At 66.6% G+C, this 13,935-nt stretch carries 11 protein-coding genes; 8 read left to right on the forward strand and 3 right to left on the reverse strand.

The window, feature by feature from the left end; translation table 11 throughout:
• Positions 1-56: 56 nt before the first annotated feature.
• Both ACHQ4I_RS16500 and ACHQ4I_RS16505 read left to right on the forward strand, forming a co-directional pair.
• Positions 57-1,478 carry an MFS transporter gene (locus ACHQ4I_RS16500; RefSeq protein ID WP_420772578.1) on the forward strand — a complete coding sequence of 474 codons (1,422 nt, stop codon included), beginning with the start codon at positions 57-59 and terminating at the stop codon, positions 1,476-1,478.
• Positions 1,475-2,221, forward strand: a complete 747-nt coding sequence (locus ACHQ4I_RS16505; RefSeq protein ID WP_420772579.1) for a 3-hydroxybutyrate dehydrogenase — start codon at positions 1,475-1,477, stop codon at positions 2,219-2,221. Before ACHQ4I_RS16500 ends, ACHQ4I_RS16505 begins: the two co-directional genes overlap by 4 nt.
• 17 nt (positions 2,222-2,238) lie before the next feature.
• On the opposite strand, the gene ACHQ4I_RS16510 is transcribed toward ACHQ4I_RS16505, so the two are convergent.
• On the reverse strand, positions 2,239-2,832 hold the full coding sequence (locus ACHQ4I_RS16510; protein ID WP_420772580.1) for an SACE_7040 family transcriptional regulator: 594 nt from the start codon (positions 2,830-2,832) through the stop codon (positions 2,239-2,241).
• Between the two features lie 126 nt (positions 2,833-2,958).
• Between ACHQ4I_RS16510 and ACHQ4I_RS16515 the strand changes: the two genes are divergently transcribed.
• From ACHQ4I_RS16515 to ACHQ4I_RS16540, 6 genes are all read left to right on the forward strand, one after another.
• Positions 2,959-4,560, forward strand: a complete 1,602-nt coding sequence (locus ACHQ4I_RS16515; RefSeq protein WP_420772581.1) for a carboxyl transferase domain-containing protein — start codon at positions 2,959-2,961, stop codon at positions 4,558-4,560.
• Positions 4,561-4,562: 2 nt separating this feature from the next.
• Entirely contained in the window at positions 4,563-6,605 is a 2,043-nt protein-coding gene (locus ACHQ4I_RS16520; protein WP_420772582.1) for an acetyl/propionyl/methylcrotonyl-CoA carboxylase subunit alpha, read from the forward strand.
• 76 nt (positions 6,606-6,681) lie between these two features.
• On the forward strand, positions 6,682-7,842 hold the full coding sequence (locus ACHQ4I_RS16525) for an acyl-CoA dehydrogenase family protein (protein ID WP_420772583.1): 1,161 nt from the start codon (positions 6,682-6,684) through the stop codon (positions 7,840-7,842).
• Positions 7,839-8,333, forward strand: a complete 495-nt coding sequence (locus ACHQ4I_RS16530) for a MaoC family dehydratase (RefSeq protein ID WP_420772584.1) — start codon at positions 7,839-7,841, stop codon at positions 8,331-8,333. The genes ACHQ4I_RS16525 and ACHQ4I_RS16530 overlap by 4 nt, the downstream gene beginning before the upstream one ends.
• Positions 8,330-9,142 carry an HpcH/HpaI aldolase/citrate lyase family protein gene (locus tag ACHQ4I_RS16535; protein ID WP_420772585.1) on the forward strand — a complete coding sequence of 271 codons (813 nt, stop codon included), beginning with the start codon at positions 8,330-8,332 and terminating at the stop codon, positions 9,140-9,142. Before ACHQ4I_RS16530 ends, ACHQ4I_RS16535 begins: the two co-directional genes overlap by 4 nt.
• A 30-nt stretch (positions 9,143-9,172) precedes the next feature.
• Positions 9,173-11,113, forward strand: coding sequence for an acetoacetate--CoA ligase (locus tag ACHQ4I_RS16540; RefSeq protein WP_420772586.1), 1,941 nt, complete (start codon positions 9,173-9,175; stop codon positions 11,111-11,113).
• 25 nt (positions 11,114-11,138) lie between these two features.
• Here ACHQ4I_RS16540 and ACHQ4I_RS16545 read toward each other — a convergent pair whose 3' ends face one another.
• Both ACHQ4I_RS16545 and ACHQ4I_RS16550 read right to left on the reverse strand, forming a co-directional pair.
• Positions 11,139-12,380 (reverse strand): TetR/AcrR family transcriptional regulator, encoded by a 1,242-nt coding sequence (locus tag ACHQ4I_RS16545; protein ID WP_420772587.1) that lies wholly within the window; start codon positions 12,378-12,380, stop codon positions 11,139-11,141.
• A gap of 188 nt (positions 12,381-12,568) precedes the next feature.
• On the reverse strand, positions 12,569-13,816 hold the full coding sequence (locus tag ACHQ4I_RS16550) for a TetR/AcrR family transcriptional regulator (RefSeq protein WP_420772588.1): 1,248 nt from the start codon (positions 13,814-13,816) through the stop codon (positions 12,569-12,571).
• Positions 13,817-13,935 lie beyond the last annotated feature (119 nt).

Genomic DNA, 13,935 nt, shown 5'->3' on the forward strand with positions numbered 1-13,935 from the left:
GTGGGGGCCGTCACATTCGCTACATGATGTGGCCCCGGTCATGAAGGAGATGTTCGATGAGCGTGCGCAGTGCAGTGCGGCCGACCGGTGATCCCGGTGGCATACCGGCCGGCCTGAGGCGGGTGGTGGCCGCGTCCATGGCGGGCACCGTGGTCGAGTGGTACGAGTTCTTCCTCTACGGCACGGCTGCGACGCTGGTCTTCAGCAAGGTGTTCTTCGCCAAGGGCACCAGCGATCTCGACGCGATCCTGGCGGCGTTCATCACCTATGCGGTCGGCTTCGCCGCACGACCGTTGGGCGGCATCGTCTTCGGACACTTCGGCGATAAGTACGGTCGCAAGAAGCTGCTGCAATTCAGCCTCGTACTGGTCGGCGCCGCGACCTTCCTCATGGGCTGTCTGCCGACCTTCGCCCAGATCGGTTATTGGGCACCGGCATTGCTGGTCGTGCTCCGATTCATCCAGGGCTTCGCGGTCGGCGGCGAATGGGGCGGCGCGGTACTGCTGGTGGCCGAACACAGTCCGAGCCGCAGTCGCGGATTCTGGGCGAGCTGGCCGCAAGCCGGTGTGCCCGTCGGCAATATGCTCGCGACGGTCGCGCTGCTGGCGCTGACCTCGACACTCTCGGATGCCGCCTTCCTGAGCTGGGGCTGGCGCGTCGCGTTCTGGTTGTCCGCGGTGGTCGTGCTGGTCGGCTACTACATCCGCACGAAGGTCACCGACGCACCCATTTTCGTTGCGGCACAGCAGGAAATAGAACAGATCAAGGCGAACTCACTGAGCGTCGTCGAGGTGCTGCGGCGCTACCCGCGCGGCGTGCTCACCGCCATGGGTCTGCGCTTCGGCGAGAATATCCTCTACTACCTGGTGGTCACCTTCACCATCACCTATCTCAAGGTGCATGTGCACGTCGACACCAAGGTCATCCTCTGGTGGCTGCTGGCCGCGCACGCGGTGCATTTCGTAATGATTCCGTTGGCGGGCAACCTCTCCGATCGTTTCGGCCGGCGTCCGGTTTATCTGGTCGGCACGCTCACCGCGGGCACCTGGGGCTTCTTCGCCTTCCCGATGATGGACAGCGGCCACAACGCGATCATCATGTCCGCGATCATTATCGGTTTGGTGTTCCACGCCTTCATGTACGCCGGACAGCCCGCGATCATGGCCGAGATGTTCCCCACCCGCATGCGGTATTCCGGTGTCTCCCTCGGGTATCAGGTCACCTCGATCGTGGCCGGATCGCTCGCACCGATCATCGCCGTCCGCTTGCTCAATACCTACGGGTCCGCGGTGCCCATTGCCGTATATCTGGCAGCGGCCGCCGCCATCACCGCCATCGCCGTCCTGTTCGCCCGCGAAACGAAAGGCATAGCGCTGGAGAGCATCGACACCGCGGACGCGGAAACCCTTGCCGCCCAAACCTCCTCGGCACCCGCCCCCGCCGCGCCGGTCGACGCACTGCGAGCGGAGCTCACATGAGTCACCTGACCGGACGTTCCGCGCTGATCACCGGCGGCGCCAGCGGCATCGGCGCCGCCTGCGCCAGGGAACTCGCGGCGCGCGGCGCGACCGTCACCATCGCCGATATCGATGACGTCGGGGCGAAGGCACTGGCGAGCGAGCTCGACGGAAAGGCCTGGTCGGTAGACCTTCTCGATGTCGCGGCATTGGAAGAGCTCACCCTGGATGTGGACATCCTGGTGAACAACGCCGGCGTGCAGAGCATCAACCCGATCGAGGATTTCCCGCCGCAACGGTTCCGGAATCTGATGACCCTCATGGTCGAAGCGCCGTTCCTGCTCATCCGCGCGGCACTGCCGCGGATGTATCAGCGCGGCTTCGGCCGGATCGTCAACCTGTCCTCGGTGCACGGGTTGCGCGCGTCCGAATACAAGGTCGCGTATGTGACGGCCAAGCACGCGCTGGAGGGCCTGTCAAAGGTCACCGCGCTCGAGGGTGGCCGCCACGGCGTCACCAGCAATTGCGTCAATCCCGGCTATGTCCGAACACCGCTGGTGGACAAGCAGATCGCCGATCAGGCCAAGGCTCACGGCATCGATGAGCAACAGGTGCTCGAAAAGGTGCTGCTCACCGAGACCGCGATCAAGCGCCTGGTCGAGCCGGAAGAGGTCGCGTCACTGGTCGGTTGGCTCGCCTCCTCGAATGCCGGCATGGTCACCGGCGCGTCCTACACCATGGACGGTGGGTGGACCGCACGGTGATTCCGGCGGGCCCGGGCCTAGCCCAATGCGGACAGCGCCATCTGGCGCAGCACCGGCCGGGTCCGGGTGGCGGTGGCATTGGTGGCACTGTGCGGCGTGGAGTTCATCAATCCGAAGCCCGCATGGGCCTGCACCCGCGCGGTCTCCTCCGGCAGCTCCGGATGCAACTCCCGCAGCACCGCCACCCAGATCTCCACGTACTGACGCTGGGTGCGACGCAGTTCGCGCCTGGCGCCGGTCGGGACATTGTCGAGGTCGCGGTCCTGGATCCGAATCAGTTCGGGCTCGCCGAGCGCGAAGTCCAGATGGAAGTCGACCAGTCCCGCCAGCGCCTCCCCCGCCGATTCGGTCCGGGCCACCACCGCCTTCCCACCGTCGAGCAGCCGCTGGCTGACCCCGACGAGCAGTTCGACCAGCAGCGCCTCCTTGTTGGGGAAGTGCCGATAGACCGCGGGCCCGCTGATCCCGACGGCCGCGCCGAGGTCGTCCAGGCGCATGCCGAGGAAGCCGCGATCGGCGATGAGCCGGGCTCCCGCATCCAGCAGCTGCGCCCTGCGCTGCAGTTTCAGTTGTTCCCTGCGGGTGGGCACGACCGGGTCGGTGCTGGTCACACGCGCTCCTTTCAGCTGATCCTTTCGAGCGACCCGCAAGCGATCGCTACGGCCTGGACATCTCGGTTAATCAACATTAACCTGAATTCCAGTTATCGGCGACTAACTGGATGGCAGGACGGCGTGATGACGGTGACCGAACAGGTCGGAGTCGACAACCGCACGGCACATGGGGCGCTGCTCGAGGATCTGCGCGCCCGCATGGCCGCGGCGGCACTCGGCGGGCCCCCGAAGGCGCGCGAGCGGCATGTGGCCCGCGGCAAGCTGCTCCCCCGGCAGCGGGTGGATCAGCTGCTCGATCCGGGCAGCCCGTTCCTCGAACTCTCGCCGCTGGCCGCGACCGGAATGTACGACGACGAATGCCCGGGCGCGGGGATCATCACCGGCATCGGCCGCATCTCCGGGCGCGAATGCGTGATCGTGGCCAATGACGCCACGGTCAAGGGCGGCACCTACTACCCGATGACGGTGAAGAAGCATCTGCGCGCCCAGGAGGTCGCGCTGCAGAACCAGCTGCCGTGCGTGTATCTCGTCGATTCCGGTGGCGCGTTCCTGCCGCGGCAGGACGAGGTATTCCCGGATCGGGAGCACTTCGGGCGCATCTTCTACAACCAGGCGACCATGAGCGCCCAGGGAATTCCGCAGATCGCCGCGGTGCTCGGCTCGTGCACCGCCGGTGGCGCGTACGTACCGGCGATGAGCGACGAGGCGGTGATCGTGCGCAACCAGGGCACGATCTTCCTCGGCGGACCGCCGCTGGTGAAGGCCGCGACCGGTGAGGTGGTCACCGCCGAAGAGCTGGGCGGCGGCGAATTGCATTCGCGCACTTCGGGAGTGACCGACCATCTGGCCGAGGACGACCAGGACGCGCTGCGCATCGTGCGCCGCATCGTGGCCACGCTCGGCCCTCGCTCGGCGAGTCCGTGGGAGGTGACGCCGACCGTCGCGACCGCGAAACCGGAGTCCGAGCTGTACGACGTGGTCCCGGTCGACCTGCGCACGCCCTATGACGTCCGCGAGGTCATCCATCGCCTGGTAGACGGTGCTGCCAACGGGGACAGCGGATTCCATGAATTCAAGGCCGAATACGGCAAGACCCTGGTCACCGGATTCGCCCGCATCCACGGACATCCGGTCGGCATCGTCGCCAATAACGGCGTGCTGTTCAGCGAATCCGCCATGAAGGGCGCACATTTCATCGAGCTGTGCGATAAGCGCAAGATTCCGCTGCTGTTCCTGCAGAACATCACCGGTTTCATGGTCGGGCGCGATTACGAGGCGGGCGGTATCGCCAAGCACGGGGCCAAAATGGTCACCGCGGTGGCCTGTGCGCGGGTGCCGAAGCTCACCGTCGTGATCGGCGGATCCTATGGCGCGGGCAACTATTCGATGTGCGGCCGCGCGTATTCGCCGCGCTTCCTGTGGATGTGGCCCAATGCCCGAATCTCGGTGATGGGTGGCGAACAGGCCGCCTCGGTGCTTTCGACGGTGCGCGGTGATCAGCTCGACAGCAGCGGGCAGCCGTGGTCGGCCGCGGACGAGGAGGCATTCAAGGCCCCGATTCGGGAACAGTACGAATATCAGGGCAATCCGTACTACTCGACCGCGCGACTCTGGGACGACGGCGTCATCGACCCCGCCGACACCAGAACCGTGCTCGGACTTGCCCTTTCGGTGTGCGCGCAGGCGCCGCTCGAACCCGTTTCCTACGGCGTCTTCCGGATGTGAAAATGATGAACAAATCAAATCCGGTCGACTTCGACACCGTGCTCGTCGCCAATCGCGGCGAGATCGCGGTGCGCGTCATCCGGACCTTGCGCGCCATGGGTATTCGCTCCGTCGCGGTCTACAGCGACGCGGACGCTCAGGCCAGGCATGTGCGCGAAGCCGATACCGCGGTGCGCCTCGGCCCGGCTCCGGCCAGGCAGAGCTATCTCGATATCGAGAAGGTGGTCGCCGCGGCGGTGCGCACCGGAGCCCGAGCCGTGCACCCCGGCTACGGATTCCTTTCCGAGAATGCCGCTTTCGCCGCGGCCCTGGCCGAGGCTGGCATCGTCTTCCTCGGACCGCCCGCGAAGGCGATCGAGATCATGGGCGACAAGATCGCGGCGAAGAACACCGTCGCCGCCTTCGACGTGCCCGTCGTACCCGGTATCGCCCGGCCCGGACTCACCGACGCCGAATTGATCGACGCCGCAACCGATATCGGCTATCCGGTGCTGGTCAAGCCGTCGGCGGGCGGCGGCGGTAAGGGCATGCGGTTGGTCGAGGAACCGTCGGCATTGCCCGCCGCGCTGGCCAGCGCCCGGCGTGAGGCGGCCGCGGCATTCGGTGACGACACCCTGTTCCTGGAGCGATTCGTCACCCGGCCCAGGCATATCGAGGTGCAGATTCTCGCCGATCAATTCGGCCACGTGATCCATCTCGGTGAACGCGAATGCAGCCTGCAGCGGCGGCATCAGAAGGTCATCGAAGAAGCGCCCTCGCCGCTGTTGGACGCCGCGACCCGGGCACGCATCGGCGCCGCCGCCTGCAATACCGCGCGCAGCGTCGATTACGTCGGTGCCGGCACGGTCGAATTCATCGTCTCCGCCGATCGGCCGGACGAGTTCTTCTTCATGGAGATGAATACCCGACTGCAGGTGGAACATCCGGTGACCGAGCTGGTCACCGGGATCGACCTGGTGGAGTGCCAGGTGCGGATCGCGGCCGGACAGAAACTCGCCGTGAACCAGGACGAGTTGCGGCTGGTCGGACACGCGATCGAGGCGCGGGTCTATGCCGAGGATCCCGGACGCGGGTTCCTGCCCACCGGCGGCACCGTACTCGACCTGTCGGAGCCCGAAGGCGCTGGCGTGCGGGTGGATTCGGGATTGCGCATCGGCACCGTGGTCGGCAGCGATTACGACCCGATGCTCTCGAAGGTCATCGCGCACGCCGCCGACCGCGATGCCGCGCTCGCGAAACTCGATCGGGCACTGGGCGATACCGTGCTGCTCGGCGTCACCAGCAATATCGAGTTCCTGCGTTTCCTGCTGGCCGACCCCGATGTGGTCGCCGGAAGGCTCGATACCGGACTGCTGGACCGTCGCGTCGGCGAATTCGAACCCGCTGCGGTCGGGGATGACGAATTCATCGCCGCCGCCGCGTATCACTGGTTGCGGCGTTGGCCGGCAGCACCGGGCGATCCGTGGGATATCCCGTCCGGGTGGCGCATCGGCGCGCCCGCACCGACCACCATCAGGTTGGCCAGCGGTGACCGCACCGAACACGTGTATCTGACCGGCTCCCCGGATGCCGCCGAGGTACACCTCAACAGCAGCGAATCCACTTCGCTCACCGCCGATTTCACCGGAGACCGGGCCGGAGTGCTCGCCCTGACCCTGGGCGGCTTGCGTCGGGAGTACCGCGTCGCCGAACACGACGGGCAGCTCTGGGTCGCCGGGCCGTCGGGCGTCTCGGTGCTGCGCGAAGTGGCCGAGGTGAATGTCCGCGGCGGTGCCGAACACGTCGGCGACGCCGAGATCCGCAGCCCCATGCCGGGTTCGGTGATCGCGGTGCCGGTCGGCAACGGCGACACCGTGGCCGCGGGTGCGCCGGTCGTCGTGGTCGAGGCCATGAAGATGGAGCACACGCTCACCGCACCGGTCGCGGGCATCGTCGAAGTCCTGGTCGAACCGGGCAACCAGGTCCGCCTCGAGCAGCCGCTGGTGCGCATCGTCGCGACCGAATCCGAACCGAAGAACTCCGAGCGAGAAGGAACTTCCGCATGAGTGAGCGCAGCGAACGAACCATGGACACAGCCGACCTGTCGGGCATGACGGAGCCGAGCGTCAGCGAGGCGCAGTCATGACCGACTTCTTGTCCACCGGCACTCTGCCCGAGGACTACCGCGACCTCGCCCTGACGGTGCGTGATTTCGCCAAGTCGGTGGTTGCGCCCGTCGCCGCCGAACACGATGCGAACCACACCTTCCCGTACGAGGTCGTCGCCGGCATGGCCGATATGGGCCTGTTCGGCCTGCCGTTTCCGGAGGAGTACGGCGGCATGGGCGGCGACTACTTCGCGCTGTGCCTGGCGCTGGAGGAACTCGGCAAGGTCGATCAGAGCGTGGCGATCACGCTGGAGGCCGGTGTTTCGCTGGGCGCCATGCCGATCTACCGCTTCGGCAACGATAAGCAGAAGCAGGAATGGCTGCCGCAGTTGACCAGTGGCCGCAATCTCGCCGCGTTCGGGCTCACCGAACCCGGCGCGGGCAGCGACGCGGGCGGCACCAGGACCACCGCGGTCGCCGACGGCGGCGAATGGGTCATCAATGGCAGCAAGCAGTTCATCACCAACTCCGGCACCGATATCACCACATTGGTGACGGTGACCGCGGTGACCGGCCAGTCGGGCGGCAAGAAGGAGATCTCCACCATCCTCGTCCCCACCGACACCCCCGGTTTCGTGGCCGAACCCGCCTACAACAAGGTCGGCTGGAATGCCTCGGACACCCATCCGCTGAGCTTCACCGATGTTCGGGTGCCGCAGGAGAACCTGCTCGGCGAGCGCGGCCGCGGTTACGCCAACTTCCTGCGCATCCTCGACGAGGGCCGCATCGCCATCGCGGCGCTCTCGGTGGGCGCGGCCCAGGGCTGCGTCGACGAGAGCGTGCGCTACGCCAAGGAACGCGAGGCCTTCGGCCAGGCCATCGGCCGCAACCAGGCCATCGCCTTCAAGATCGCCAGGATGGAGGCGCGCGCCCACGCCGCGCGCACCGCCTACTACGACGCGGCCGCGCTCATGCTGGCGGGTAAACCATTCAAGAAACAAGCAGCGATCGCGAAGCTGGTGGCCAGCGAGGCCGCCATGGACAACGCCCGCGATGCCACCCAGATCTTCGGCGGCTACGGCTTCATGAACGAATACGCTGTGGCCAGGCACTATCGCGACAGCAAGATCCTCGAAATCGGCGAGGGTACAACGGAGGTGCAGTTGATGCTGATCGGGCGGGAGCTGGGCCTGTGACGGAGACCGACGGCCCGCGCCGAGTGGTGCAACGCGGCCTGTGGTTCGAGGAATTCGAGACCGGCGTGGTGTACGAGCACCGGCCGGGCCGGACCATTACCGAGGCCGATAATGTCCTGTTCACCACGCTGACCATGAACACCCAGGCGCTGCACCTGGACGCCGCGTTCAGCGACCAGCTGCCGCCGTTCCACCAGCGCCTGGTGAATTCGATGTTCACGCTGTCCACCCTGGTCGGTCTCTCGGTCGCGCAGCTGACCCAGGGCACGATCGTCGCCAACCTCGGCTTCTCCGATATCGCCTTCCCGAAGCCGCTGTTCCACGGTGACACCATGTATGCCGAGACCGTCGTCACCGAGAAGCGCGAATCGAAGAGCCGTCCCGGTGAGGGCATCGTCACCTTTTCGCATACCGCGCGCAATCAGCATGGCGATATCGTGGCGACAGCGGTACGCAAGACGCTGGTACGCAAGGAACCGAGGCCCGCATGAGTTGGCAGATGCCGGGACCGGCCTGGCTGTTCTGCCCGGCCGACCGCCCCGAACGCTACGAAAAGGCCGCCGCGGCAGCCGATGTGGTGATCATCGATCTCGAGGACGGTGTCGCCGCCGGCGATAAGGCGGCCGCACGCAAAGCGCTCATCGAGACCCCATTGGATCCCGAGACCACCGTGGTCCGGATCAATGCCGTCGGCACCGACGAGCACGAGCTGGATCTCGCGGCGCTGGCCCGCACCGAATACCGGCGGATCATGCTGCCGAAGACCGAATCCGCCGAACAGCTCGGCACGCTCGCCGACTACGAGGTGATCGCGCTGATCGAATCGCCGCTGGGCGCCATGGCGGTCGGGAGCGCGGTGCAGGCGCGCAATGCGATCGGGGTCATGTGGGGTGCGGAGGATCTGGTCGCCGGGCTCGGCGGCAACTCCAGCAGGCATGCCGATGGCGGGTACCGGGATGTGGCCCGCCATGTTCGGTCGACCGCGCTGCTCGCGGCCAAGGCGTACGGGAAGTTCGCGCTCGATTCCGTCTACCTGAATATCCGCGATCTCGACGGGCTGCGTGCCGAATCGCTGGACGCCGTCGCGATCGGCTTCGATGCGAAGGTGGCGATCCATCCCGGCCAGGTGCCGGTCATCCGAGCCGCCTACGCGCCGACGGCGGACGAAATCGACTGGGCCCGAAGGGTGCTCGACGAGGTACCGAAACATCGGGGCGTCTTCGCCTTCGAGGGCCGCATGGTCGATGCCCCGGTGCTGCGGCATGCCGAGCAGATCGTGCGGCGCGCGAACCACACCTGATTTCCGAAGACTCAGCCAGGAGGTAATGCGGTGCAACCACAATGGGTGCCGACCGAATCAGATATCGCGAAGGCGCGCATCACCGACTTCGCCGGATTCGTCGAGGCGCGCACCGGAGTGTCCGCGCCGGATTACCGGGCGCTGTGGCAGTGGTCGGTCGACGATCTGCCCGGCTTCTGGGGTGCGCTGTGGGATTACTTCGAGCTCGGCCCGGTCGCGGGCGAGGTGCTGGCGAGCGCCGAAATGCCGGGTGCGCAGTGGTTTCCGGGGACTCGGCTGAACTATGTTGATCAGGTCGTACGGCAGTTCCGCACCGATCGGCCCGCCATCGTCGCGGTGACCGAGGACGGTCCGGTGCGCGAGGTGTCCTGGAGCGAATTGATCGACAGCACAGCGGCATTCGCGCGCACGCTGCGCTCGCTCGGGGTAGCGCCGGGTGATCGGGTGGCCGGATACCTGCCGAATATTCCGGAGGCGGTGATCGCATTCCTGGCCACCGCGAGCATCGGTGCGGTGTGGAGCGCCTGCGGTCAGGACTATTCGCCCAAGGCTGCGCTGGATCGGCTCGGCCAGCTCGAGCCCACCGTGCTGGTCACCGCGGACGGCTACCGTTTCGGGGGCAAGGCGCACGATAAGCGCGACGATATCGCTGCGCTGCAGGCCGGACTCGATACCGTGAAGACGACCGTGGCCGTCTCGCAGCTGGGCTTGCCGGTGCCGGACGCGCTGCCCTGGACCGAGGCGGCGGCCGATACCGAAGCCGTTGTGATCGAGACCGAGACAGTCGATTTCGACCATCCGCTGTGGATCGTGTTCTCCTCTGGCACCACCGGACTACCCAAGGGCATCGTGCACGGGCACGGTGGCGTGGTGCTCGAGCACCTCAAAGCTGTTGCGCTGCAAGCCGATATCGGTCCCGATGACACCTTCTTCTGGTACACCAGCCCGAGCTGGATGATGTGGAACTTCCAGGTCGCCGGACTGCTCGTCGGCGCGACCATCGTCTGCTACGACGGCAGTCCCACCTATCCGACACCGGATGCGCTGTGGCACATCGCAGCCCAGGTCGGCGCGACCGTGCTCGGTACCAGTCCCGGCTATGTGCTCGCCTGCATCAAAGCTGGCGCGGTGCCGCGCACCGATCACGATCTGTCCGCACTGCGACAGGTCGGCATCACCGGTTCTTCGCTGCCGCCCGCGTCGGCGGTGTGGTTGGGCGACAATGTCGGTGACCACGTCCAAGTCGCCTCGATCAGCGGCGGCACCGATGTGGTCTCCGCCTTCATCGGCGGCGCACGCACGGTACCCACCTGGCCAGGTGAGCTGTCCGCACCCTATCTGGGTGTCGCGCTGGAGGCCTTCGACACCGACGGCAAGCCGGTCCGCGACGAGGTCGGCGAGCTCGTCATCACCAAGCCGATGCCGTCCATGCCGGTGCGCTTCTGGAATGATCCGGACGGAACCCGCTACCACGACGCGTATTTCGATATGTTCCCCGGCATCTGGCGGCACGGCGACTGGATCACCATTACCGATCGCGGCAGCATCGTGGTGCACGGCCGCTCCGATTCCACCCTCAATCGCCACGGCATCCGCATGGGCAGCGCCGATATCTACCAATCCGTCGAACGCCTCCCCGAAATCACCGAGGCCCTGGTCATCGGCGCCGAACAACCCGACGGCGGCTACTGGATGCCCCTATTCGTCACCCTCACCCCAGGCACCGACCTGACCGACGACCTGAAAACCCGCATCAACACCACCATCCGCACCGAGGTCTCCCCCCGCCACGTCCCCGACGAGATCATCGTCGCCCCGGGTATTCCGCACACCCGCACCGGCAAGAAACTCGAGGTGCCGATCAAAAAGCTCTTCCAGGGCGCCGACCCGACGCGCGTCGTCGAACGCAGCGCCGTGGATAACCCAGACCTCCTCGACTGGTACGCCACCATCCGCCCGGCCCAGAAATGAACCGACGGGTATGGCGGCGCATAACCTAGCGGCCGAAGAGGATGACCCGCATCAGGTGCGCGACCCGCTGCTGCGAGCACAGCGGGTTATCGGGCCCGAGCCACTGACCGAGGTCGACGACCAACGCCAGCGCGGCGTGCACCAGCACCCGCGCCTCGGCCGCGGAGAGCTCCGGCCGGACCCCGATGAGCAGCTTGGCCCACTCTTCGACATTGAGCCGCTGGATATTTCGCAGCACGGTGCGATCCTCCGGCGGCACATTGCTGATCTCCGCGTAGTAGACGAAGGTCAGCTCGCGCTCGGCGAACGAGCCCCGCACATACAACTCGATGAGGGTCCCCAGCGCCTGGTCCGGACTGTCCGAGGCCGCGATGGCGGGACCGATCGCCGCCGAAACCCGGTCCGCCGCACGGCGAAACGCCGCCGCGAGCAGATCGCCCTTACTGCGGTAGAAGCGGTACACCGCCGAGGAGGCGGGCAGGCCGGCCGCATTGGCGATATCCTCCACGCTCACATTGGGATAGCCGTGCTCATGGAACAGTTCGATGGCCCGCGCCAGCAACAGCTCGTGTTTGAAAGTGAGCGGAACTTCTTTCACCCCAAGGGATTCGGTGTCGTCACCGGGAGCGGGCAGCGCACTTGCGATGACCGCGTTGCAGGCCGAGCGCAGCAGGGCCGTCAGCGTGCGCACCGGAACCGCCACATGATGGTCGCAGATGCTGCCGATCACGCTCATCGCGGCGGCCGAGAGCACCGCCCGATCCCCGCCGGACAACTCCGGACGGGTCTCGGCCAGCAGCTCGCGGGCCACCGTGTCGGTGGTGATCAGCTGATCGATGAGGATCTGGCGGTCGTCCTGCTCGAGGTAGCGGTTCTGCCAGCGCAGCAGCGCGGCGCTGCGGCGATTCGCGATGGCGGCCGCGATCAGGGCGTCGAGGATGTGGTCGAGGCGTTCGGCGGCGGGCCGGTCGCGCAACTGCTCGGGCAGGTGCGCGGCCTCGGTGCTCAGCGCGGCCAGCCGCAGCGCCTCCTCGCGGAACAGCGCGTACTTGCTCGGGTAGTGCCGGTAGAGCGCGGTGGAGCTGATATCGAGGCGCGAGGCGATATCCTCCATGCTCACGCCGTGATAGCCGAACGATCCGAAGGCCTCCGCGGAGGCGGCGGCGATCTGCGCCCTACGGTCGCGCGGTCGACGCCGTACCGCACGCGACGGTGCGGCGCGGCCTGCGGTCGCGTCCTCCGTGACGCGACGATCCTCGGCATCCATCCCGCGATGTTAGCCCAATCGGACGCTTGCTAGACGAGTCTTCCCAGGGCTGAAATCTGATTGAACGGAAGATCACAAAAATACCCGAAACTAGGTTTCCACGTCGAGACCTAATGCTCAAGCCGATCGGAATATCCGATAACATATTTCGAATCGGGCAAGGCTTCGTATCGATGCGTGGCGCGGGACTACGAGCGGGCCGGGCGGCCGAACAGCACCAACTGCATGAGCAGCCGAACCCGGGCCGGGGAGGCGATCGGCTCGGCACCGAAGGTACGGCCGAGATCGACCACCAACGCGAATGCCGCGTGGATGAGGAATCTGGCCTCGGCGGGCGAGAGCTCCGGTCGGACATCGCGCAGCAGCCGTGCCCACTCTTCGACGCTGAGCCGCTGGATATTTCGCAGCACCGTGCGCTCGTCGGTCGGAACATGTTGGAACTCTGTGTAATACACGAAGGTCAGCGCGCGTTCGGTGAACGAGCCATCGACGTACTGCTCGATCAGAGTGGTCAGCGCCTCTTCGGCATCGGTCGCGGCGGCCACCGCCGGGCCGATCGCGCCGGAGACACGGTCGGCGGCCCGGCGGAACGCGGCGGCGAGCAAGTCGCTCTTGCCGCGATAGAACCGGTATACCGCCGATGCCGCGGAAAGTCCTGCGGCAGTGGCGATCTCCTCGACGCTGACATTCGGGTAGCCGCGATCGTGGAACAGCTCGACGGCCTTGCGCAGCAACAGCTCATGTTTGAACGAATCCGGAATCTCCGCGGCCACCGGGAGTTCGGCATCCGGGTCGAGCGCGGGGAGTTCGGCGGGCACGAGCGCCCAGCATGCCGAACTCAACAGCCGGGCAAGGGATTTCGCGGGCAAGGTGGCATGGTGGTCGGCAATGCTGGTGATCGCGCTGAGCAGTGCGGCGCGCAGCACCCGCAGGTCGTCCTCCGCGAGTTCCGGTCGCAGCGCGGCCAGTTGCGTGCCGATTGCGCCGGCGACGGTGAGCTGCTGTTCGGTGAGGATCGCGAGATCCTCCGGCTCGAGATAGCGGCCCTCCCAGCGCACCAGGGTGACGGTCGGCCGGTTCTCGATGGTGACGCCGATGAGCGCGTCGAGCACGTGGCGCAGCCGCCGCTCCGGCGACCATTCTGTCGCCTCTTGCGGCAGCTCGACCGATTCCGTCATGGCCCGGCCGACCCGCAGCAATTCCTCCTGGAACAGCGCGTACTTGCTCGGATAGTGCCGGTACAGCGCCGCCGAGCTGATCCCGAGCCCGGACGCGATGTCCTCCATGCTCACGCCGTGATAGCCCAGCGCACCGAACGCGGCCGCCGAGGCCGCGGCGATCTGGGCCCGCCGATTCTTCGGCCGTCGCCGAATCTCCCGCGGTGCCGAGTCGCCGTTGACCGCCTTGCGCGCCGTACGGCGATTGTCGACACTCATGCCGCCATGGTATCGACAACCTCGCCACCCCCATGTGTCCAGGTCGGTCTGATTTGCCCAGGTGGCGGCGTCCGGCCCCATTTCGAGGCCATCGTCGCGATCAGGCCCCAGCCGTAGCT

The sequence above is a fragment of the Nocardia nepalensis genome (assembly GCF_048910785.1).
GTDB classification, from domain to species: domain Bacteria; phylum Actinomycetota; class Actinomycetes; order Mycobacteriales; family Mycobacteriaceae; genus Nocardia; species Nocardia nepalensis.